This is a genomic window from Barrientosiimonas endolithica (genome assembly GCF_030296655.1).
In the GTDB taxonomy this organism is placed as follows: Bacteria; Actinomycetota; Actinomycetes; order Actinomycetales; family Dermatophilaceae; genus Barrientosiimonas; species Barrientosiimonas humi.
The window spans coordinates 2,148,122-2,169,026 of the sequence record NZ_AP027735.1 but is presented as its reverse complement, the minus strand read 5'-3'; the positions used below and the strand labels follow the sequence as shown (position 1 = coordinate 2,169,026).

The window sequence follows — 20,905 nt, the reverse complement described above, 5'->3', positions numbered from 1 at the left end:
CGAAGGAGCCCCCAGTGAGCACCTCACCCCGCGCCCTGCGCAACTTCATCGACGGCAGCTATGCCGAGGCGCAGACCGACGCGACGCAGGACATCGTCAACCCGTCCACCGGCCAGGTCGTGGCCAAGGCGCCGGTGTCCAGCGAGGCCGACGTCGACGCGGCCTACTCCGCCGCGGAGCGCGCCTTCGGCGAGTGGGGCCAGACCACGCCGGGGGAGCGGCAGGAGGCGCTGCTGAAGTTCGCCGACGCCATCGAGAAGCGGGCCGACGACTTCGTCAAGCTCGAGGCCGAGAACACCGGCAAGCCGTACGCCCTGACCACCACCGAGGAGGTGCCGGTCATGGTCGACCAGCTGCGCTTCTTCGCCGGCGCCGCGCGCGTGCTCGAGGGCCGCGCCTCGGCGGAGTACATGAAGGGGCATACCTCGTGGATCCGGCGCGAGCCGATCGGCGTCGTCGGCCAGGTGACCCCGTGGAACTACCCGATGATGATGGCGATGTGGAAGATCGCCCCGGCGCTCGCCGCGGGCAACACCATCGTCCTCAAGCCGAGCGACACCACGCCCGAGACCACGCTGCTCATGGCCGAGCTGGCCGCGGAGTTCCTGCCGGCCGGCACGTTCAACGTGATCACCGGCGACCGCAGCACCGGTCAGGCGCTGGTCGAGCACCAGACCCCGCAGCTGGTCGCGATCACCGGCTCGGTGCGCGCCGGGATCCAGGTGGCCGAGTCGGCCGCCAAGGACGTCAAGCGGGTGCACCTCGAGCTCGGCGGCAAGGCCCCGGTCATCGTCTTCGACGACGCCGACATCGAGGCCGCGGTCGAGGGCATCGCGACCGCCGGATACTTCAACGCCGGCCAGGACTGCACCGCCGCCACCCGCGTGCTCGCGGCCCCGCGGGTGCACGACGACTTCGTCGCGGCGCTCGCCGACTACGCCAAGAGCAACGCCAAGGTCGGCATGCCCGACGACGACGACGCGCTGTTCGGCCCGGTCAACAACAGCAACCAGCTGGCCCACGTGACGGGCATGCTCGAGCGGCTGCCGCAGCACGCCAGCATCGCGACCGGTGGCAACCGGGTGAGCAGCCTCGGCGACGGCTTCTTCCTGGAGCCGACGGTCGTCGACGGGCTCAAGCAGGACGACGAGGCGATCCAGAACGAGATCTTCGGCCCGGTCATCACCGTGCAGACCTTCACCGACGAGGCCGAGGCGATCTCCTGGGCCAACGGCGTGCAGTACGGCCTCGCCTCCTCGGTCTGGACCAAGGACTTCGGCCGTGCCATGCGGGTCTCCAAGGCGCTCGACTTCGGCTGCGTCTGGATCAACACCCACATCCCGCTCGTCGCCGAGATGCCGCACGGCGGCTTCAAGCACAGCGGTTACGGCAAGGATCTGTCGATGTACGGCTTCGAGGACTACACGCGCATCAAGCACGTGATGGCCAACATCGACAGCTGACCGTCACGACCCGAACGACACGCGAGGCGGACCGGCACGGGCCGGTCCGCCTCGTCGACGGCGGCACACATACGACGACGGCGGCACACGAAACTTCTGTGCCGCCGTCGCTGTATCTGTGCCGCCCTTGTCAGCAGGCGGAGTCGTGCTCGTACTCGAACAGCATCATCCGGGTGATCGGGCCGGCGATGCCGTCGACGCCGGTGCCGTGGCAGGGGCCGTGGGTCGCCTGCTCGCTGCGGACGGCCGAGAGGGTCGCGGACCCGAACGACCCGTCGACCGCGAGGCTGCGGCTGCGCGCGAGGCCGATCTGCAGGCTGCGCACGGCGTCGCCGGTGTCGCCGTAGCGCACCGTCTGGCGAGCGAACAGCCGGTAGAAGTCGGCGCGGGCGAGCTTGCCGGTGACCGTCAGGCCCTCGGCTCGCTGGAACGCCTGGACCGCAGCCTGGGTCTGGTAGCCGAAGCTGCCGTCGACCGCGAGGCTCGGCGCCCAGCGGCGCAGCAGCAGCTGCGTCATCGCGACCGGGCGGTAGGTCGACCCCGCCTCGTCCCGGCGGCCGAGCCCCATCGTGTCGATCACGAAGTTGCTCGGGACCGACGTGGTGGTCGCGGTGGTCGTCGCGGTGCGGTTGGTGGCGGACGGGATGGGTGGCGCCGGGTCGGCGCTGGCGCTGGGCGTTCCGACCCCCAGCGTCGTGACGAGTGCGCCGGCGGCGCACAGAGCAACGGTGGTGCTGCGCAGGTGCTGCATGTCTCCCCTTGCCTCTCGGCCCGCGGGAGCCCGCGGGCCCGCGACGGGTTGTCGCACGAGAAGGACGTACGACCGCGGCCGGGGATGGCGCAGGAGAGGATCCTCTCCCGGCCTTGCCGCCACCGCCCTACCCGCTGTACGCCTTCAGCGCCTCGGGGAGCACCTCGCCCGCGCGCCCGCGCACCACGACGGCGGCCAGCTCGTCGAGCGGGGTCTCCTCGTCGTTGACGATGGCGAGCCGGCCGCCGCTGGTGATGGTCTCCATAGGCAGCCCCGCCGCGGGGAACACCTGCAGCGAGCTGCCGACCGCGATCATCAGGTCGGCCTCGCCCGCGAGCCGCTCGGCCGCGGCGATCGCCTCGGGGAACAGCACCTGCCCGAAGCTCACCGTGGCCGACTTCACCAGGCCGCCGCACCCGGGGCAGCGCGGGTCCGCCTCGCCGGCGTCGAGCAGCCCGACGACCCAGTCGTGGTCGGCGCGGAAGCCGCAGCCGTCGGGCACGCCGCCGAGCGGGCGCTCACCGATGCACATGACCTCGCGGGCGGTGCCGTGCACCTCGACGACGGTCCGCGCACCGGCCTCCTGGTGGAGTCCGTCGATGTTCTGGGTGATCACGCCGAGCCCCTGGTCGGAGCGCTCGAGCCGCGCCACGGCCCGGTGCGCTGCGTTGGGCCGTGGCGCGGCGTCGAAGAACTCGCGGCGCATCTGCCAGGACTGCCGACGCACGTCGGGGTCGTCGACGTAGCGCTCGAAGGTCAGCTGGGTCGGGTCGTACCGGGTCCACACCCCGCCCGGCGAGCGGAAGTCGGGGATGCCGGACTCGGTCGAGATGCCGGCCCCGCTGAACACCACCACCCGGGCGCTGCGGGCGACCAGGTCGGCGAGCTCGGCGATGCTGTCGGGCGCGACGGCGGACATGCGCTCCACCGTACGTCGCGGGTCACTCGCAGGTGACCGCGCGGTACATGATCGAGATCACCGTGGGCTTGTTGCGCGCGAGGAAGTACGTCAGGTCGCCCTTGGTGATGACCGGCCCGTCGTTGAAGACCGTCCCCTCCTCGTTGAGCTCCGCCCCGGGGACCATGCTCATGACCTGCTCCTGGGTGAAGCCGATGCCCACGCCGTACGGCGCGTTGATCGGCTTGCCGCTGTCGCGGTCGATGGTCCAGCTCTTGATGCGCATCGGCGCACCGTTGGGCGCCTCGCCGTAGAACGACATGTCGCCGTAGTCCAGCGTCACCGTCGGGCCGGTGTCGCCGCTCAGCTCGCAGACCTTGCCGGTCCGCTTCGTGGGCGTCCCGAGCGCGGGGTTCACCGCCTTGGTGACCGTGTCGACGGAGGCGGGCAGGCCGACCCCGTTGACCTTGCCGTCCGGCGTGAGCCGGACCCGACCGGCCTGCTGGCCCGACCCCTCCGACTCGCTCGCGCCGGGCGACTGGCTCGTGCTCGGCGCGTGGCTGGACGACGCACCCGAGCCGGAGCCGGAGCCGGAGTCGTGCGTCGAGCTGGCGCTGGGCGTGGCCGGCGAGCTGGCGCCCCCGCTGCCGGGATCGACGTCCTGCTGGCAGGCCGACAGCGTGAGCGCTGCGGCGGCGGCCAGCACGGCGACGGCGCTGCGGGCGGTACGAGTGGTGGTGGTGCGGTGCATGACGTTCCCCTTCGTCAGATCTTCGCGGCGGGCGCCGCGTTCCCCTGGTCGACGGGCGCCCGGGCGCCATGGTGCCAGGCCGAGAGGATCCTCGCGCGGCCGGGCTGCGGACCTGGCGAGCGCGTGTCGCGCCCGGGTGAGACGCTGGCTCCATGAGCGATGCAGCAACGGTGCTGGGGCAGGTCGAGAAGCGACTCTTCATCGGTGGGGAGTGGCGCGACGCCGAGGGCGGCAAGACCCTCGAGGTCGACAATCCGGCGACGGGGGAGCGGCTGGTCGACGTGGCCGACGCCTCGGTCGCCGACGGCGACGCGGCGCTGACCGCTGCGGCCGAGGCGCAGGCCGACTGGGCCGCCACCGCGCCGCGCGAGCGGGGCGAGCTGCTGCGCGCGGCGTACGACCTGATCGTCGAGCGCACCGACGACCTGGCGCTGCTGATGACCCTCGAGATGGGCAAGCCGATCGCCGAGGCCAAGGGCGAGGTGACGTACGGCTCGGAGTTCTTCCGCTGGTTCTCCGAGGAGGCGGTGCGCATCTCGGGCCGCTGGTCCACCGCGCCCAACGGCGCCACCCGGCTGGTCACCATGAAGCAGCCGGTCGGCCCGACGCTGATGATCACGCCGTGGAACTTCCCGCTGGCGATGGGCACCCGCAAGATCGGCCCGGCGATCGCGGCCGGTTGCACGATGGTCGTCAAGCCCGCGGCCGAGACGCCGCTGACGATGCTGGCGCTGGCCCAGATCCTCGAGGAGGTGGGGCTGCCCAAGGGCGTGCTCAACGTCGTCACGACCAGCGACTCCGGTGGCGTGATGGAGCCGCTGATCCGCGACCCGCGCACCCGCAAGCTCACCTTCACCGGCTCGACCCCGGTCGGTCGCCGGCTCGTCGAGCAGTCCGCCGACCAGCTGCTGCGCGTGTCGATGGAGCTGGGCGGCAACGCGCCGTTCATCGTCTTCGGCGACGCCGACGTCGACGCGGCGGTCGAGGGCGCGATGCTGGCCAAGATGCGCAACATCGGTGAGGCGTGCACCGCCGCCAACCGGTTCTACGTCCACGCCGACCTGGCCCAGGAGTTCTCCCGCAAGCTGGCCGACCGGATGGGCGCGATGACCGTCGGCGACGGCACGCAGGACGGCGTCGAGGTCGGTCCGCTCATCAACGCCAAGGCCGTCGACAAGGTCACCGCGCTCGTCGACGACGCCACCGAGCGCGGCGCCACCGTCGTCACCGGCGGGACCGCGAGCGAGGAGCCGGGCTACTTCTACCCGCCGACGGTGCTCACCGACGTGCCGCTCGAGGCGCAGATGGTGCGCGAGGAGATCTTCGGCCCGGTCGCCGGCATCCAGACCTTCACCGACGACGACGACGCGATCCGCCGCGCCAACGACACCGAGTACGGCCTCGTCGCCTACTTCTTCACCAAGGACCTGTCGCGCGCGCTGCGCGTCAGCGAGGCGCTGGAGTACGGCATGGTCGGCGTCAACCAGGGCATCGTGTCCAACCCGGCGGCGCCGTTCGGCGGCGTGAAGGCGTCCGGCTTCGGCCGCGAGGGCGGCTTCGAGGGCATCGAGGAGTACCTCGAGACGAAGTACGTCGGCCTCGCCCTCTGAGCGCGGCCGCGGCACCCCTGTGGATAACTTCCGCAGGGGGTGCTTCTTCTTGTCTAGCGTTGACCGTGGACGAGGAGGTGGGACGTGTCGAACTCGTACTCGGCGAATCCCGTTGAGCTGCAGGGGAGCTCGCGTGCGCGCTCAGGAGGCGCGTCGGCGTTGGAGGGGTTGCCCGGCGACCTGCTGAGGCTGCTGCGCGGGCTCGGTGACGCCGCGGGCGACCCCGACGTCGCCGCGACCGCGGGCTCGGTCGCGCGCACCTGGCAGGGCGCCGGCGGCCGGCTGGTGGGCGAGGCCGGTGCGCTCGCGCGCGCGTCGGGCCAGTCGGCCGACGACTACGAACGGGCCGACGCCACCCAGGTGCGCCGGTTCCGGGTCGCCCCATGAGCAGCGACCGCTTCCCGGGGCGTCCGGAGGAGCTGTTCCTCGCCTCGCGCGAGCTCGGCCGCCAGGCGGGCCGGCTGAACGCGCACTCGCGGTCGGCGTCGTCGGCCGGCGCGCAGGCGGCGCGCGGCTGGCGGGGAGCGCGTCGGTCGCGCACGCCGGCCGGTCCTTCGAGCACGTGAAGGTCAGCACGAGCGGCGCGCGGACGCTCGGCCAGGCCGGACGCGACGCGGCGGCGTTCGGCCGTGAGCTGTCGCGCATCCAGCGGCTGGCCGGCACCGCGCTCACCAAGCGGGGTCAGCTGCAGCGAGACCTGGCCCAGCTGCTGCACGACCGGCCGGCGGAGCTGGCCGCGGTCGGCCCCTCCGGGCGACAGGCGTACGACAACGAGATCGCGCGGGTGCGACGCGCGATCTCCTACCAGGAGGGCGTGATCAACGGCCTCCACAGAGACCTGGTTCGGCTGCGAAAGCGCTTCAAGGACAGCCTGATTCGCATGGTGCCGCCGGAGATCTACCAGTGGTGGCTCGACGCCGACGGCACCCGCGACGCGGTCACCGCCGCCGGCACGATGATCACCACCGGCAGGGCGAGCAAGACCATGGTGCAGGCGGTGAACCAGCACAAGGCCGCGGTGGCCGCGGGCGACCCGAAGCGAGCCGCCGAGGCCCTGCGCCGGATGGCCGTGGCCCGCAAGACGCTGGTCCAGCCGGGTGACATCGCCGCGGCCCAGCGGCGCGCGCGTCAGGCGATGCGCTCGCCGGCCGCCCAGAAGGTGCTGACCTCTCCGCCCGCCCGGCGCATCATCGACAGCAAGACGATCACGGCGCTGCGCGACAGCCCGATCACCAAGGTCGGTCGGCGGGTGATCCTGCCGGTCGGTGTGGCCGACACGGTCTACTCCGGATACCAGGACGTCCGTGACGGCGACGGCCATCAGGGCGCCCGTGGCGTCATCACCCGCACGGCCGGCGGCGCGGCCATGGTCGGGGCGCCGCTGATGTTCTTCCCGCCCACGGCCGTGGCCGGAGCGGTGCTCGTCGGCGGCTGGATGCTGTGGAAGGGCGGCAACGCCGTCTGGGACAAGCGACAGAGCATCTCTCGCCTGCTGAGCCGCGCGGAGCCGCTGAAGGTCACCGGCACGCTCAAGGGTCCGCCGCCGCCGAAGCGGCCGCAGCCGCCCGCCCGGGCCACGCCGCAGCAGACGGGTGACGCCGCCAGGCGGCTGGCCGAGCTGCACCGCAGGCAGCAGCCGCCCGAGGCCAGGAACATCCGGCAGGTGCGTCTCCCCGAGGAGCTGACGGTCACGGCGCCCACGCCCGCGCCCGTGTCGGCGACCCCGGCCTCGCCCCCGCCCGCGCCGGCCCCGGCGCAGCCGCCGGTGGGCCCGCCGCTCGTCGGAGCGACCCGATGACCGCCCAGGAGGCGCCCGCGCTGCTGCGACAGCCGGTGCACCTGACCCGGTTGACCGACGAGGAGCTGGTGCTGCTCGGCGGCACCCACCCGCTCGTGCAGCTGCCGCACCACGACCGGCTCGACGAGACCGAGCAGACCCAGTCCCTGCGCGCGGCGCTGCGCGGGCTGCGCTCGCGCGGGCTCGACCTCGCCGACGACGGTCGCTCGGTCGAGGTCCCGCAGCACCTCGCCGACCTGCTCGACGTGCGCTCCGGCGCCCGGCAGGTGCTGCTCGTCCAGGTGCTGCGCCCGCCGGGCCCCGGCCGGCCCGAGCCGTGGGCCAGCGACCACTACGCCTACGTCGTCGACGACTTCGTGCTGCTCGAGGACGTCGTCGTCGAGGGGCTGCACGAGTTCTGGGCGCTCGACCTCGACGGCCTCGCGGCCGCGCTGCAGGACCGGCTGCCCGACGTGGGCGCCGCCGACGGCACCGGTCCGCCCGTCGAGGCCGACCTGCCCGCGGTCGCGGCCGGGGCCGACACCACGCTCGCGTCGCTGCTCGGCACCCCGCTGCTGCAGGTCGACGCCGCCGTCTGGCACGCACCCGGCACCAGCGACCCCGAGCTGCTCGCCGTGCTCCTCGGCGACCGGGGCAGCTGCGCCGCCGCGGCGGTCGCCGGCGCCACCGGGCCGACCGAGCTCGAGCCGCTGCCGGTCGCGGGGGTGGGGGAGCGGGTGGTCGCGCTGCTCGCGGCTGGCACGATGCCGGGGTGAGCGAGCAGAGCCTGGCGAGTCCGACGTACGACGATCCCGCGCCGGCGCGACGCTCGGTCGCGCTGCTGGGGTCGACCGGGTCGATCGGCACCCAGGCCATCCAGATCGCCCGGGCCAACCCGGACCGGTTCGAGATCACCGCGATCGCGGCGGGCGGGCGCGACCTCGGGCTGGTCGCCGAGCAGGCCGTCGCGACCGGCGCCTCCCTGGTGGGCGTGGCCCAGGGCGACCGCGCCGAGCTGACCGAGCGCATCGCCGCGCTCGCGGGCGGCGGTCCCCGGCCCGAGGTGCTGGTGGGTCCCGACGCCGCGAGCCAGGTCGCCGCCTCCGGCGCCGACGTCGTGCTCAACGGGATCACCGGTTCGATCGGCCTGCGCCCGACGATCGCCGCCCTGGAGTCCGGCTCGACCCTGGCGCTCGCCAACAAGGAGTCGCTGATCGTCGGCGGCCCGGTCGTGAAGCGCCTCGCCGCGCCCGGCCAGATCGTGCCGGTCGACTCCGAGCACAGCGCGATCGCCCAGAGCTTGCGCGCCGGGTCCGCGCGCGAGGTGCGCCGGCTCGTGGTGACCGCCAGCGGCGGCCCGTTCCGTGGCCGCACCCGCGAGCAGCTGGCCGACGTGACCCCCGACCAGGCGCTGGCGCACCCCAACTTCGCGATGGGCAAGGTCATCACGACCAACTCCGCGACCCTGGTCAACAAGGGTCTCGAGGTCATCGAGGCGCACCTGCTGTTCGACGTGCCGTTCGAGCAGATCGAGGTCGTCGTGCACCCCCAGCAGCTCATCCACTCGATGGTCGAGTTCGTCGACGGCGCCGTCGTCGCCCAGCTCGGGCTGCCCACGATGCTCGTGCCGATCGCGCTCGGGATGGGCTGGCCCGACCGGGTGGCCGACGCCGAGACCCCGATCGACTGGACCCGGGCCGCCGACTGGCGGTTCGAGCCGCTCGACGACGAGGCGTTCCCGGCCGTACGCCTGGCTCGCCAGGTCGGCGCCGCCGGCTCGACCTTCCCGGCCGTCTACAACGCGGCCAACGAGGAGTGCGTCGAGGCATTCCACGACGGGGGAATCGGGTTCGTCGACATCGTCGACGTGGTCCACGCGGTCGTCGACCGGCACGACCCCGACCCGGGCGAGCTGTCGGTGGAGCAGGTGCTGGCCGCCGAGGACTGGGCCCGCGAGCAGGCGCGGTCGATGCTGCGCCCGTGACGGCGTACGTCGTCCACGGGGAGCCATGAGACCGTAGACGACGTGATGTATCTGCTCGGCGTGCTGCTCATGGCGCTCGGTGTCGCGGCCTCGATCGCCCTGCACGAGCTCGGGCACCTGGTGCCCGCGAAGAAGTTCGGCGTGCGCACCACCCAGTACATGATCGGCTTCGGCCCGACCATCTGGTCGCGGCGCAGGGGCGAGACCGAGTACGGCTTCAAGGCCATCCCGCTCGGCGGCTACATCCGCATGATCGGCATGCTGCCGCCCCGCCAGGACGACGGCGGCCGGCTGCGCACCTCCTCCACGGGGCGGATGAGCCAGCTCACCGACCGAGCCCGCGAGGACTCCTTCGACGAGATCCGCGAGGGCGACGAGAACCGCGTGTTCTACAAGCTCCCGGTCTGGAAGAAGGTCGTCATCATGATGGGCGGGCCGCTGATGAACCTGCTCATCGCCACGGTGCTGCTCGTGGGCGTGGCCTGCGTGATCGGCCTGCCGCAGCAGACCAGCGCTCGCGTCGCGGGGGTCAACGAGTGCCTGCCCGTCACGGTCGCCCAGGGTGAGAAGCCGCCCGTGTGCGACCCCGACAACCAGTCGCCCGCCTGGAAGGCCGGCCTCAAGCCCGGCGACGTCTTCGTGTCCGTGGCGGGGGAGCCGGTCCGGACGACTCTGGAAGCGACGTCGCTGATCAACGACAACGCCGGGCGTGCGACCCCCGTCGTGGTCGCGCGGGAGGGCAAGAACGTCGAGCTGACGGTCACGCCCGAGCCGCGCGAGATGCCCAAGCGCGACGAGCGAGGCGTTCGGGTCCTGACCATGACTGGCCAGCCGGTCATGGAGCAGGTCGGGATGATCGGTGTCAGCATCCAGGTCGGGTCGAAGGTCACTGAGAGGCGACCCTTCACCCAGGCCCCGGCGATCGTCGGTGAGGGCGTCAAGCAGACGGCCGCGGTCTTCCTGCGCATCCCGCAGAAGATGGTCGGTGTCTACTACGCGGCGTTCGGCGACGGTCAGCGCGACCTCAACGGCCCTGTCTCGGTCGTCGGGGTCGGTCGGGTCGCGGGTGACGTCGCCAGCGCCGCCGACTCGACCGGCAGCGTGGTGGTGATGCTGCTGACCCTGCTCGCGTCGCTGAACCTGGCGCTGTTCGTGTTCAACATGCTGCCCCTGCTGCCGCTGGACGGCGGCCACATCGCCGGTGCGCTGTGGGAGGGCATCAAGCGCCCGATCGCCCGGGCGCGCGGCGTCAAGGGCCCGGTGTACGCCGACGTCACCAAGGCTCTGCCCCTCGCCTACGGCGTCTCGATCGTGCTGATCGTGATGGCGGGGCTGCTGATCTACGCCGACATCGTCAACCCCATTCGCCTGAACTGAGTGCCGTAGAACTAGCGGCGGCGGTAGAACGGCGCGACGCCGTCGGTCCAGGGCGGTTCTGCCCAGCCGTAGACGCGGGCGTCCAGGCGGCGGCCCTGCAGGTCCCCGAGGGCCCGGCCGAGGTCGTTCAGCACCCGCGGCGGCGGCAGCTGGGTGCGCACGCGCAGCAGGTAGCCCTCGCGCCCGTCGGCCTCGCGGGACCACAGCAGCACGGCCTCGTCGACCTGGCCGAGCCAGTCGAAGTAGTGGGCGAGCCGCTCGTACAGGCCCGGGACGACGTACGCCGGCGGCCCCACCCATCGCGACGTCGCCACCGGCGCGGTCTCGGCGACGGCGGTCGGGTTGGTCTGGGCGACGGGCGCCCCGATGCCGCCGCGCAGCAGGTCGACCATCTGCGGCACGGACAGCTCCCGGCCGGTCGAGCTCTGCGGGTTGATCAGCAGCGGGATGCCGCTCGGGACCAGCCGCTCGAACGCGTCGTGGCCGGTGAGCGGCTGGGTCTGGATCTGCGGGTCGAGGCGCACGGCCTCGGCGAACCGCTGGAACCGGACCGGGTGGGTGAACGCCACGACGTGGTGCCGGGCGGTGGTGCCGACCAGGAACGGCGTGAACTCGTGGCCCGGGTGCAGGGTGCCCGCGACGCCCATCGACGTGCGCAGCACGGCCTGCGCGAACCGCTGCCCGAGGGCGTGGTCGTGCGGGGTCGACGCCGACGCGACGAGGAGGTGCTCCAGGTCGTTCAGCGGCGGCGGCTCGGGTGCGGGCATCCCTCCCAGGGTGACGGGTGCCCACGGTGCTCCGCAAAACGAGGCGTGAGCGATACTCGAAGGCATGAGCGTGTCCCTCGGTATGCCGTCTGCGCCGCCGCCCGTGCTGGCCCCCGCCGCAAGAGCCGCAAGATCAAGGTCGGCAAGGTCGAGGTGGGCGGCGACGCCCCCATCTCGGTGCAGTCGATGACCACCACCCCGACCACCGACATCAACGCGACGCTGCAGCAGATCGCCGAGCTGACGGCCTCCGGCTGCGACATCGTGCGCGTGGCCTGCCCGAGCCAGGACGACGCCGACGCGCTGCCCGCGATCGCGCAGAAGTCGCAGATCCCGGTGATCGCCGACATCCACTTCCAGCCGAAGTACGTCTACGCGGCCATCGACGCCGGCTGCGCCGCCGTGCGCGTCAACCCCGGCAACATCCGCAAGTTCGACGACCAGGTCGCCGAGATCGCCCGCCGCGCGAAGGCTGCGAACGTCTCGATCCGCATCGGCGTCAACGCCGGGTCGCTCGACAAGCGGCTGCTGGAGAAGTACGGCAAGCCCACCGCCGAGGCGCTCGTCGAGTCGGCCGTGTGGGAGGCGTCGCTGTTCGAGGAGCACGACTTCCACGACTTCAAGATCTCGGTCAAGCACAACGACCCGGTGGTGATGGTGCGGGCGTACGAGCTGCTCGCCGAGCGCGGCGACTGGCCGCTGCACCTCGGGGTCACCGAGGCCGGCCCGGCGTTCCAGGGCACGATCAAGTCGGCGACCGCGTTCGGCGCCCTGCTGAGCAAGGGCATCGGTGACACGATCCGCGTCTCGCTGTCGGCGCCGCCGGTCGAGGAGGTCAAGGTCGGCAACCAGATCCTGCAGAGCCTCAACCTGCGCCCGCGCAAGCTCGAGATCGTCTCCTGTCCCTCCTGCGGCCGCGCCCAGGTCGACGTCTACACGCTGGCCGACGAGGTCACCGCCGGGCTCGAGGGCATGGAGGTCCCGCTGCGGGTGGCCGTCATGGGCTGCGTCGTCAACGGCCCGGGCGAGGCCCGCGAGGCCGACCTCGGCGTCGCCTCCGGCAACGGCAAGGGACAGATCTTCGTCAAGGGCGAGGTCATCAAGACCGTGCCCGAGTCGCAGATCGTCGAGACCCTGATCGAGGAGGCCATGCGGATCGCCGAGGAGATGGGCGAGCCCGTCGACGGCGAGCCCGCCGGCGCCCCGCAGGTCACGGTCGGCTGAGGCCCCCGGCCCGCACGTGCCACGACCCGCCCCGCTCGTCGATTTCCGCACCGCAGCGCGCCGGACTTGGCAGGCTGGTGGGGTGCTGCGGACGTTCGGCGCGACCCGCCCCCTGGGGACGCGTGACCACGACGAGGTGATGCGGCTGTGCGGGCACGACCCTGCCAGCAGCGTCTTCGTCGCCGCGCGGGTGCGCGAGGGGGCCTCATGTCGCCCGGGTCGGCCGTCGGCATCGACGACGACGACGGCGGGCTGCGCTCGCTGTGCTGGACCTCGGCCAACGTGGTCCCCATCGAGTGCGACGAGGTGGCGCTCGACCTGTTCGCCGGGCGGCTGCGCCGGCAGCGACGGCGCTCGTCGTCGATCTTCGGCCTCGCCGACCAGGTGCTGCCCCTGTGGGCGCGGCTGCAGCGGCACTGGGGCCAGCCCCGCTCGTTCCGCCCCGACCAGCCGATGCTGGCCGTCAGCACGCTGCCGTCCGAGGCCGGCCTGGAGCGCCACCCGGGGTCCGCCTCGCCCGCCCCGACGAGCTCGACCTGGTGCTGCCCGCCTCGACCGCGATGTTCACCGAGGAGATCGGCTACCCGCCCTACGTCGGCAGCGACCGCGACTACCGCGCGCTCGTGGCGTCGCTGATCGACGCCGGGCACACCTTCGTGCTGCTCGAGGACGGCCGGGTCGTCTTCAAGGCCGATGTCGGGTCGCTGGCGCTGGGGGTCGCCCAGATCCAGGGCGTGTGGGTCGCCCCCGACCGGCGCGGCCAGGGCCTGGCCACACCGGCCATGAACGCCGTGGTCGAGCACGTGCTGCAGACCTTGGCGCCGACCGTCTCGCTGTACGTCAACGGCTACAACGAGCCGGCGCTGCGCGCCTATCACGGGGCGGGCTTCCGGCAGGTCGCGACCTTTGCCACAGTGATCCTGTGACCGCACCCTCGCCCCCACCGCCCGCCTCGTGACCGCGATGTTCGCCGGGTCCGGCGTGCTGCACCTCGTGCGCCCGCAGATCTTCGAGCCGATCGTGCCGCGCGTGCTGCCCGCCCACCGCGAGCTCGTGCTGGCCTCCGGCGTCGCCGAGATCGCTTGTGCCGCAGGGCTTCTCGCGCCCCGCACACGCCGCGTCGCGGGCATCGCCTCGGCCGCGCTGCTGCTCACCGTGCTGCCCGCCAACGTGCAGATGGCGCTCGACGCGCAGCGGGCGGTGCAGCGCAGGGGCTGGACGCCGCAGCGCGAGGTCATGCGCACCGGCACCCTGCTGCGGCTGCCGCTGCAGGCGCCGCTCGTGCGCGCCGCGTGGCGCGCCGGCCGCTGACCGACCCGGTCAGTCGCCGCTCGGGTAGAGCGAGCGCTCGTACGCCTCGGGCGAGTAGTGCGCGTCGACCTCCTCGGGCGGGTCGCTCGCGCGCCACTTCGCCTTCGCCAGCTCGGCGTACGGCATCACCGACTCCGGCTGCCAGGTCTGCGGCTTCCACGCCCCCGACCGCATGAACGCCTTAGGGCAGTGGTTGAACACCTCGTCGATCTCGACCACCATCGCCAGCAGCGGCCGGTGCCCGCGCACGACCATCTCGTCGAAGAACGGCGCGTCGGTCACCAGCCGCGCCCGCCCGTTGACGCGCAGCGTGTAGCCCTGGCCCGGCACCAGGAAGATCAGCGCGACGCGGGAGTCGTGCAGCAGGTTGTGGAACCCGTCCATCCGTTTATTGCCCGCGCGCTCGGGGATGGCGATCGTGCGGTCGTCGATCACGTGGGTGAACCCCGCCGGGTCGCCCTTGGGTGACACGTCGCCGCCGTCGGGTCCGCGGGTGGCCACGAAGCACAGGGGAGGCGGCCAGGAACTCGCGGTCCTGCGCGACCAGTGCGGGCTGCGCCTTGTCCCGCACCGCGGCGTCGGGCGCCCCGATCAGCGCGGTGAGCTCCTCGGCGCTGCCGATCGTCGGCAGGCTCGCCAGGTCGAGGTCGGAGGCGGTGGTCACGAGACTCCTTCGGCCGGAGGTTCGCCGCGCACGGCCAGCGCGGGCGGGCGGTCGCCGCGGATCGAGGCGACCATGTCGACCACGCGCCTGGTGGCGCGCACGTCGTGCGCCCGGAAGACGTACGTCCCGAGCCAGGCGGCGACGGCCGTCGCCGCGAGCGTGCCCTCGAGCCGGTCGTCGGCGTCGAGGTCGAGCGTCTCGCCGATGAAGTCCTTGCGCGAAAGTGCTTGCAGCACAGGGAATCCCAGCGACGCGACGTCAGCGGTGTGCCGCAGCACGACCAGCGAGTTGCGGGTCGTCTTGCCGAAGTCGAGCGTGGGGTCGAGCAGGATCCGCTCCGCGGGGACGCCGGCGGCCAGCGCCGCGTCGGCCCCCGCCCGCAACCCGCCCAGCACGTCGCGCACCACGGCTCGCTCGTCGTCACCCAGGTCGTCGCGGTATCGCACGTCGACCGGGTCGGTGCGCGGCGGCAGGCCCCCGGTGTGCGAGCAGACCAGTCCCGCGCCGAGCTGCGCGGCCACGCCGGCCAGATCGGGGTCGTGCCCGGCCCAGGTGTCGTTGACCAGGTCGACCACGCCGTCGGCGGCCCGGGCCACCTCCGAGCGCCAGGTGTCGAGGCTCAGCACCAGGTGCGGATAGCGCTCCCGGGCGTCCTGCAGGAACGGCACGACGCGGCGGATCTCCTCGTCCGCGTCGACCCGCTCGCCCTCCTGCCCGGCGCGCACCCCGCCCACGTCGACGATGTCGGCTCCGTCCTCGACCGCGGCGTCGAGCGCACGGCGCGCGGAGTCGAGGTCGGCGTGCCGGTTGCCTGACCAGAACGAGTCGCGGGTGCGGTTGACGATCGCCATGACGGCGGGGGAGGCGGCGTCGAAGCTGCGCTTGCGCAGCCGCAGCGCCGGGGGCGCGGCAGGGCGACGGGCGGCGGGTTCGGCGGCGCAGGCACCCGGTCATCCTTCCACCCGAAGCGCGGTGGTCGGTGTGACCAGCGCCACAGGGGCCGCCGGTCGGCGCGCGGCGAGGGGTGTGCCACGGTTAGGTCAGCCTGCCCTAAGCAAGGCTGTCCTAAACCCGAGGAGAGGATCTCCGTGTCCGATGCAGCACCGGCAGCAGTCCCCTCACTGCTGTCCGAGGATGCCGTGACCGACTACCGCGCCGCCATGCACCTGGCCGTCGACACCGTCGCCGACCTGGTCGCCTCGGCCGACCGGCCCTACTCCGGCGCCGACCCCGCCGCGCTGACGCAGACCGTGTCCGCCGTCGACCTCGACCGGCCGCTCGGCAGCGTCGAGGCCGCGCTGGGCGAGCTGCGCTCGGTGTGGCTCGACTCCGCCGTCTGGTTCCACCACCCGCGATACCTGTCCCACCTCAACTGCCCGGTCCTGGTGTCCTCGCTCGCCGCCGACGCCCTGGCCTCGGCCGTGAACACCTCGATGGACACCTGGGACCAGAGCGCCGCGGCGACCCAGCTGGAGCGCCAGGTCGTAGCCTGGACCGCGCAGCGGATCGGGTTCGACGGCCGCGCCGACGGCATCTTCACCTCCGGCGGGACCGCCTCGAACCAGCAGGCGCTCACCCTCGCCCGCCAGGACGCGCTCGAGCGGGCCGGTCTGCCCGTCGCGCCGGAGGGCTTCGACCGGTTGCGGGTGCTCGCGACCGACCAGAGCCACTTCTCGGTCAACCTCGCGACCCGCACGCTCGGCCTGCGTCCCGACGCCGTCGTGACCGTGCCCACCGACGAGACCCACCGGATGGAGCCGACCGCGCTGCGCGCCCAGCTGGACCGCCTGGCCGAGGCCGACCTGGTGCCGATGGCCGTCGTCGCGACGGCCGGCACAACCGACCTCGGCGTGGTCGACCCGCTGGTCGACGTCGCCGCCGTGTGTGCCGCGGCGGGGGTCTGGCTGCACGTCGACGCGGCGTACGGCGGTGGCCTGCTCACCTCGCGCCGGCACCGCGGCCGGTTGGCCGGCATCCACCTGGCCGACTCGGTGACGATCGACTTCCACAAGACCTGGTTCCAGCCGGTGGCGGCCAGCGCGGTGCTCGTGCGCGACGGGGCGGCGCTGCGGCACGTCGCCCACCACGCCGACTACCTCAACCCGGTGCGCACCGACCCGCGGCGCGCGGCCATGCCCGACCAGGTCGGCAAGTCGCTGCAGACGACCCGCCGGTTCGACGCGCTGAAGGTCTGGACCTCGCTGCGGGTCGAGGGCGCCGACGCGATCGGGGCGATGCTCGACCGGGTGATCGACCTCGCGGGCGAGGTCGCCGACCTCGTCGAGGACGACCCGCGCCTGCGCCTCGCGCAGCGCCCGGCGCTCAGCACGGTGCTGTTCCGCTTCGAGCCCGAGGGCACCGACCCGCTCGAGGCCGACCGCGTGGCCGACGAGGTCGTCACCCGGCTGCTGCTCGCCGGGACGGCGATGATCGCTCGCACCCGGCTCGACGGCCAGGTCTGGCTCAAGCTGACCCTGCTCAACCCGCGCACGAGCGTCGAGGACGTGCGCGCCGTGCTGGACGAGGTGTGCGCCGTCGCCGACGACTGCGCCCGCACCGAGCTGCTGGAGGTGGCGCGATGAGCGCGCAGGCCGCGACGACGTACGACTTCGTGGCGATCGGCGCCGGGCCGTTCAACCTCGGCCTGGGTTGCCTCGCCGACCCCGTCGAGGGGCTCTCGGGCGTGGTGCTGGAGCAGCGCCCCGACTTCGCCTGGCACCCGGGGATGATGCTCGACGGCGCCACGATCCAGGTGCCGTTCCTCGCCGACCTGGTGACGCTGGCGGACCCGACCTCGTCCTACAGCTTCCTGGCGTTCCTGAAGGAGACCGGCCGGCTCTACAGCTACTACATCCGGGAGAGCTTCTTCCCGCTGCGCAGCGAGTACAGCGAGTACTGCCGCTGGGCCGCGCACCGCCTCGGGGTGCGCTTCGGTCACCGCGTCGTGGGCGTACGTCCGCACGAGGTCGGCTATGCCGTCGCCACCGAGGTCGACGGGCGCCCCGGGCCGACGCTGCTCACCCGCACGCTGGTGCTCGGCACCGGCACCGTGCCCCACGTGCCCCAGATCGCCGGCCTCACCGAGGTGGGGCTCGAGCACCCGGTCGTGCACTCGGCCGACTACCTGCACCGGCGCGAGGAGCTGCGGGCGACCGGGTCGGTCACGGTGATCGGCTCGGGGCAGAGCGCCGCCGAGATCTATCGCGACCTGCTCGAGCACGCGGCCGCCGACGAGCTGGAGCTGACCTGGCTCACGCGCTCGCCGCGGTTCTTCCCGATGGAGTACACCAAGCTCACGCTCGAGCTGACCTCGCCCGACTACGCCCGCCACCGCCGCGCGCTCCCGGCCGACGTGCGCGAGCGGCTCAACCGCGAGGAGCGCACGCTCTACAAGGGCATCTCCGCCGAGCTCGTCGACGACATCTTCGACACCCTCTACCGCCTGCGCCAGCAGCGGCAGGTCCAGGGTCGCGGCGACGTGCCGACCACGCTGCTCACCGACGTCGAGGTGACCGACGCCGCCGCGGTCGACGGGCAGGTGCTCGTCGGCGGCTGCTCCGGTCGCACCGGCGACCGGCTCGAGCACCGCACCGGCGGGCTCGTGCTGGCGACCGGCTACCGCCCCAGCACGCACGACTTCCTCGACGAGGCGGTGCGCGCGCGCATCGCGACCGACGACCTGGGCCGCTACGCCGTGGCCGAGGACTACAGCGTGGACGCCGGCCGCACGGTCTTCGTGCAGAACGCCGAGGAGCACCTCACCGGGGTGCTCGCCCCCGACCTCGGGATGGGCGCGTTCCGCAGCTCGGTCATCCTCAACACCCTCTGCGGCCGCGAGGTCTATCCGGTCGAGGAGCGAATCGCCTTCCAGGAGTTCGGGATTCCCGACCGAATGCGTCCTGCGCGAGGCAACGCCCCGAGGGTCGAGGCCCGCGAGCTCCTGGAGGTGGCCCGATGACGCTGCTGGACGCCGAGGTGGCGGTCGGTCTGCCGTGGGAGTCCCCGCTCGGCCGCGTGGACGCGCGCCCGGTCGAGCCGGAGCGCGACCTCGCCCTGCTGCACCGCTGGGTGACCCACCCGCGCTCGCGCTTCTGGGGCATGCAGGGCTGGTCGACGGAGCAGGTGCGCGAGGAGCTCGAGGGCATCGCCGCGAGCACCCACCACGACGCGTGGCTGCTCGACCTGGACGGCGAACCGATCGCGCTGGCCGAGACCTACGACCCGGAGCGCAGCCCGCTGCAGGGCCGCTACGACGTCGAGGACGGCGACCTCGGGATGCACGTGCTCGTCGCGCCGCCGCGCACCCCGCGCACCGGCACGACCGACGTCGTGATGACCGCCGTCATGCGATGGTGCCTCCGCGACCCGCGGGTGCAGCGGGTGGTCGTCGAGCCCGACGCCACGAACGACGCGATCCTCGCGAAGAACCTGCGCGCCGGCTTCCGCTCCCGCGGGCTCGTGCAGCTGCCCGACAAGACCGCGCTGCTCAGCGTCGCGACCCGGACCGACTTCGCCGACAGCGCCCTGGCGCGGCAGTTCCTTCGCGGTCGCCCGTCGCCGGCGCCGCACCTCAACCGCGAGGCGATGTCCGCCGCGCAGCGCGACCTGGTCACCAAGGCGCTGCGCGAGCTGGTGCACGAGCGGCTGATCCGGCCCGAGCCGGTCGACGGGCGCTGGCGCGTCGACACCGGCACGACGACGTACGACTTCGCGGCCTCCGCGCACCCGCTCGAGCACCTCGCGATCGACCCGGCGAGCGTGCGCCGGCTCGGGCCGGACGGCGCCGAGCTCGACCTCGACGCGCAGGCATTGGTGCTCGAGCTGCGTTCTGCCCTGGGCATTCCCGGCGATCTGGTCGACATCTATCTCGAGGAGGTCGCGAGCACCCTGCAGGCCGCCGCGTGGATGCACGACCAGCGGCAGCCGAGCGCCGCCGAGCTGGTCGAGGCCGACGCGCAGACGATCGAGCGTTCGATGACCGGGCACCCGAGCTTCATCGCCACCAACGGGCGGATCGGGTTCGGGCTGGACGACTACGCCGCGTTCGCCCCGGAGGCCGGCCGGCCCTTCTCGCCGTTCTGGGTCGCGGTGCGCAAGACCGACTCCCGGCTGTCGCTGGGCGAAGGACTGGACGAGGACGCGTTCTACGCGCGCGAGCTCGGCCCCGACCACGACCGGTTCCGCGCGCTGCTGCGCGAGAGCGGGCGCGACCCGGAGGAGTTCCGGTTCATGCCGGTGCACCCGTGGCAGTGGCAGCACAAGCTGGCGATCACGTACGCACCCGCAGTCGCGCGCGGGGAGCTGGTGCCGCTGGGGGAGGGGCGCGACCGTTACCAGGCGCAGCAGTCGATCCGCACGCTGTTCAACCTGGACCACCCCGAGCGCAGCTTCGTGAAGCTGGCCCTGTCGGTGCAGAACATGGGGTTCCTGCGCGGGCTGTCGGCGCGATACATGGCCGCCACACCGGCCATCAACGACTGGGTGCACGAGCTGGTCGAGGGTGACGCCGACCTGCGCGAGGTCGGTTTCTCGGTGCTGCGCGAGCACGCCGCGATCGGGTGGACCGGCGGGGTGCACGCGCAGCTCGACCCGTCGTCGGCGTACGCCAAGATGACCGCCGCGCTGTGGCGCGAGAGCCCGGTGCCGCGGCTGCAGCCGGGCGAGCGGCTCGCGACGATGGCGTCGCTGCTGCACGTGGACCAACAGCGAGAATCGTTGGCAGCACAACTGATTCGGGCCTCGGGTTGCGCTCCGGCGCAGTGGCTCGGGGACTATCTGCGGGCATACCTGCGGCCGGTGCTGCACTGCCTCCTCGCGCACGACCTGGCCTTCATGCCGCACGGCGAGAACCTCATCCTCGTGCTGCGCGAGCACCGCGTGGTGCGGGTGATCATGAAGGACATCGGCGAGGAGGTCATGGTCATGAGCGACCGGCCGCTGCCCGAGGCCGTCGCGCGCATCCGCCAGCCGGCCGACCGGGAGGAGCGCGAGATGGCGATCTTCACCGACGTCTTCGACGGCTTCCTGCGCCACCTCGGCGCGACGCTGTCGCAGGTCGGGGTGATCGACGACGACGCGTTCTGGGAGGTCGTGGCAGGCGTCGTGCGCGACCACCGGGCCGACCACCCGGGGCTGCACGACGGGTTCGACTTCTTCCGCGCGCAGTTCAGCCACAGCTGCCTCAACCGGTTGCAGCTGCGCAACACCCGGCAGATGGTCGACCTCACCGACCAGTCCGGGTCGCTCATCCACGTCGGGCCGATCGCCAACCCGATCGCCGGGCGCGGCTGAGCGGCGTTGCACGCGCCCGCCCGCGCCTGGTCGGCGC

20 protein-coding genes and 1 pseudogene are annotated in these 20,905 nt (G+C 72.9%); 15 read left to right on the top strand and 6 right to left on the bottom strand.

Translation table 11 applies throughout. From position 1 onward, the window contains the following. The first annotated feature begins 14 nt into the window (after positions 1-14). A complete protein-coding gene (locus tag QUE40_RS10955) occupies positions 15-1,463 on the top strand; it encodes a gamma-aminobutyraldehyde dehydrogenase (protein ID WP_289230979.1) in 1,449 nt (482 codons plus the stop codon). 130 nt (positions 1,464-1,593) lie between these two features. Here the strand turns inward: QUE40_RS10955 and QUE40_RS10950 are convergent, their stop codons facing one another. The 3 genes from QUE40_RS10950 to QUE40_RS10940 all read right to left on the bottom strand — a co-directional run bounded on the left by QUE40_RS10950 (position 1,594) and on the right by QUE40_RS10940 (position 3,863). Then, entirely contained in the window at positions 1,594-2,214 is a 621-nt protein-coding gene (locus QUE40_RS10950; RefSeq protein WP_289230978.1) for a peptidoglycan-binding domain-containing protein, read from the bottom strand. Between the two features lie 127 nt (positions 2,215-2,341). Further along, on the bottom strand, positions 2,342-3,133 hold the full coding sequence (locus QUE40_RS10945; protein WP_142005664.1) for an SIR2 family NAD-dependent protein deacylase: 792 nt from the start codon (positions 3,131-3,133) through the stop codon (positions 2,342-2,344). Positions 3,134-3,155: 22 nt separating this feature from the next. Further along, on the bottom strand, positions 3,156-3,863 hold the full coding sequence (locus tag QUE40_RS10940; RefSeq protein WP_289230977.1) for a hypothetical protein: 708 nt from the start codon (positions 3,861-3,863) through the stop codon (positions 3,156-3,158). Between the two features lie 152 nt (positions 3,864-4,015). On the opposite strand from QUE40_RS10940, the gene QUE40_RS10935 reads away from it, so the two are divergent. From QUE40_RS10935 to QUE40_RS10905, 7 genes are all read left to right on the top strand, one after another. Beyond that, positions 4,016-5,473, top strand: a complete 1,458-nt coding sequence (locus QUE40_RS10935) for an NAD-dependent succinate-semialdehyde dehydrogenase (protein WP_289230976.1) — start codon at positions 4,016-4,018, stop codon at positions 5,471-5,473. Between the two features lie 84 nt (positions 5,474-5,557). After that, positions 5,558-5,860 carry a hypothetical protein gene (locus tag QUE40_RS10930; protein WP_289230975.1) on the top strand — a complete coding sequence of 101 codons (303 nt, stop codon included), beginning with the start codon at positions 5,558-5,560 and terminating at the stop codon, positions 5,858-5,860. Then, the gene (locus QUE40_RS10925; protein WP_289230974.1) at positions 5,857-6,039 is read left to right on the top strand and encodes a hypothetical protein; all 183 of its coding nucleotides are present in this window, start codon (positions 5,857-5,859) and stop codon (positions 6,037-6,039) included. The genes QUE40_RS10930 and QUE40_RS10925 overlap by 4 nt, the downstream gene beginning before the upstream one ends. Beyond that, complete coding sequence (locus tag QUE40_RS10920) at positions 6,036-7,271, top strand: hypothetical protein (protein WP_289230973.1); 1,236 nt, start codon at positions 6,036-6,038, stop codon at positions 7,269-7,271. The genes QUE40_RS10925 and QUE40_RS10920 overlap by 4 nt, the downstream gene beginning before the upstream one ends. Further along, positions 7,268-8,026, top strand: a complete 759-nt coding sequence (locus tag QUE40_RS10915) for a hypothetical protein (RefSeq protein WP_289230972.1) — start codon at positions 7,268-7,270, stop codon at positions 8,024-8,026. The genes QUE40_RS10920 and QUE40_RS10915 overlap by 4 nt, the downstream gene beginning before the upstream one ends. Beyond that, entirely contained in the window at positions 8,023-9,234 is a 1,212-nt protein-coding gene (gene dxr, locus QUE40_RS10910) for a 1-deoxy-D-xylulose-5-phosphate reductoisomerase (RefSeq protein ID WP_289230971.1), read from the top strand. The genes QUE40_RS10915 and dxr overlap by 4 nt, the downstream gene beginning before the upstream one ends. A 45-nt stretch (positions 9,235-9,279) precedes the next feature. Continuing rightward, complete coding sequence (locus QUE40_RS10905) at positions 9,280-10,611, top strand: M50 family metallopeptidase (protein ID WP_289233069.1); 1,332 nt, start codon at positions 9,280-9,282, stop codon at positions 10,609-10,611. 11 nt (positions 10,612-10,622) lie between these two features. Here QUE40_RS10905 and QUE40_RS10900 read toward each other — a convergent pair whose 3' ends face one another. Beyond that, the gene (locus QUE40_RS10900) at positions 10,623-11,378 is read right to left on the bottom strand and encodes a hypothetical protein (protein WP_142005658.1); all 756 of its coding nucleotides are present in this window, start codon (positions 11,376-11,378) and stop codon (positions 10,623-10,625) included. Positions 11,379-11,442: 64 nt separating this feature from the next. Here QUE40_RS10900 and ispG point away from each other — a divergent pair. The 4 genes and pseudogenes from ispG to QUE40_RS10880 all read left to right on the top strand — a co-directional run bounded on the left by ispG (position 11,443) and on the right by QUE40_RS10880 (position 13,913). Next, positions 11,443-12,602: pseudogene (ispG, locus tag QUE40_RS10895) on the top strand (flavodoxin-dependent (E)-4-hydroxy-3-methylbut-2-enyl-diphosphate synthase). 207 nt (positions 12,603-12,809) lie between these two features. Beyond that, the gene (locus QUE40_RS10890; RefSeq protein ID WP_289230970.1) at positions 12,810-13,238 is read left to right on the top strand and encodes a DUF4081 domain-containing protein; all 429 of its coding nucleotides are present in this window, start codon (positions 12,810-12,812) and stop codon (positions 13,236-13,238) included. After that, positions 13,226-13,528, top strand: coding sequence for a GNAT family N-acetyltransferase (locus QUE40_RS10885; protein ID WP_289230969.1), 303 nt, complete (start codon positions 13,226-13,228; stop codon positions 13,526-13,528). The genes QUE40_RS10890 and QUE40_RS10885 overlap by 13 nt, the downstream gene beginning before the upstream one ends. Before the next feature lie 37 nt (positions 13,529-13,565). After that, complete coding sequence (locus QUE40_RS10880) at positions 13,566-13,913, top strand: DoxX family protein (RefSeq protein ID WP_142007527.1); 348 nt, start codon at positions 13,566-13,568, stop codon at positions 13,911-13,913. Positions 13,914-13,922: 9 nt separating this feature from the next. Here QUE40_RS10880 and QUE40_RS10875 read toward each other — a convergent pair whose 3' ends face one another. Both QUE40_RS10875 and folP read right to left on the bottom strand, forming a co-directional pair. Further along, positions 13,923-14,414 (bottom strand): MSMEG_1061 family FMN-dependent PPOX-type flavoprotein, encoded by a 492-nt coding sequence (locus QUE40_RS10875; RefSeq protein WP_289230968.1) that lies wholly within the window; start codon positions 14,412-14,414, stop codon positions 13,923-13,925. 159 nt (positions 14,415-14,573) lie between these two features. Continuing rightward, positions 14,574-15,428, bottom strand: a complete 855-nt coding sequence (gene folP, locus QUE40_RS10870) for a dihydropteroate synthase (RefSeq protein WP_433996998.1) — start codon at positions 15,426-15,428, stop codon at positions 14,574-14,576. Positions 15,429-15,716: 288 nt separating this feature from the next. Between folP and QUE40_RS10865 the strand changes: the two genes are divergently transcribed. From QUE40_RS10865 to QUE40_RS10855, 3 genes are read left to right on the top strand one after another with little or no spacing between them, the layout of a single operon-like run. After that, the gene (locus QUE40_RS10865; protein WP_289230967.1) at positions 15,717-17,159 is read left to right on the top strand and encodes a pyridoxal phosphate-dependent decarboxylase family protein; all 1,443 of its coding nucleotides are present in this window, start codon (positions 15,717-15,719) and stop codon (positions 17,157-17,159) included. Then, complete coding sequence (locus QUE40_RS10860; RefSeq protein WP_142005656.1) at positions 17,156-18,535, top strand: lysine N(6)-hydroxylase/L-ornithine N(5)-oxygenase family protein; 1,380 nt, start codon at positions 17,156-17,158, stop codon at positions 18,533-18,535. The genes QUE40_RS10865 and QUE40_RS10860 overlap by 4 nt, the downstream gene beginning before the upstream one ends. Then, the gene (locus QUE40_RS10855) at positions 18,532-20,868 is read left to right on the top strand and encodes a GNAT family N-acetyltransferase (RefSeq protein ID WP_142005655.1); all 2,337 of its coding nucleotides are present in this window, start codon (positions 18,532-18,534) and stop codon (positions 20,866-20,868) included. Before QUE40_RS10860 ends, QUE40_RS10855 begins: the two co-directional genes overlap by 4 nt. The last annotated feature ends 37 nt before the right edge of the window (positions 20,869-20,905 follow it).

Excerpts from the sequence above, each read along its gene's own strand:
- QUE40_RS10940 (WP_289230977.1), bottom strand. The coding sequence starts at position 3,863 with ATGCACCGCACCACCACCACTCGTACCGCCCGCAGCGCCGTCGCCGTG.
- QUE40_RS10950 (WP_289230978.1), bottom strand. The coding sequence starts at position 2,214 with ATGCAGCACCTGCGCAGCACCACCGTTGCTCTGTGCGCCGCCGGCGCA.
- QUE40_RS10915 (WP_289230972.1), top strand. The coding sequence starts at position 7,268 with ATGACCGCCCAGGAGGCGCCCGCGCTGCTGCGACAGCCGGTGCACCTG.
- QUE40_RS10890 (WP_289230970.1), top strand. The coding sequence starts at position 12,810 with ATGTCGCCCGGGTCGGCCGTCGGCATCGACGACGACGACGGCGGGCTG.
- QUE40_RS10935 (WP_289230976.1), top strand. The coding sequence starts at position 4,016 with ATGAGCGATGCAGCAACGGTGCTGGGGCAGGTCGAGAAGCGACTCTTC.
- folP (WP_433996998.1), bottom strand. The coding sequence starts at position 15,428 with ATGGCGATCGTCAACCGCACCCGCGACTCGTTCTGGTCAGGCAACCGG.
- QUE40_RS10855 (WP_142005655.1), top strand. The coding sequence starts at position 18,532 with ATGACGCTGCTGGACGCCGAGGTGGCGGTCGGTCTGCCGTGGGAGTCC.
- QUE40_RS10925 (WP_289230974.1), top strand. The coding sequence starts at position 5,857 with ATGAGCAGCGACCGCTTCCCGGGGCGTCCGGAGGAGCTGTTCCTCGCC.
- QUE40_RS10905 (WP_289233069.1), top strand. The coding sequence starts at position 9,280 with ATGTATCTGCTCGGCGTGCTGCTCATGGCGCTCGGTGTCGCGGCCTCG.
- QUE40_RS10860 (WP_142005656.1), top strand. The coding sequence starts at position 17,156 with ATGAGCGCGCAGGCCGCGACGACGTACGACTTCGTGGCGATCGGCGCC.
- QUE40_RS10900 (WP_142005658.1), bottom strand. The coding sequence starts at position 11,378 with ATGCCCGCACCCGAGCCGCCGCCGCTGAACGACCTGGAGCACCTCCTC.
- QUE40_RS10880 (WP_142007527.1), top strand. The coding sequence starts at position 13,566 with ATGTTCGCCGGGTCCGGCGTGCTGCACCTCGTGCGCCCGCAGATCTTC.
- QUE40_RS10945 (WP_142005664.1), bottom strand. The coding sequence starts at position 3,133 with ATGTCCGCCGTCGCGCCCGACAGCATCGCCGAGCTCGCCGACCTGGTC.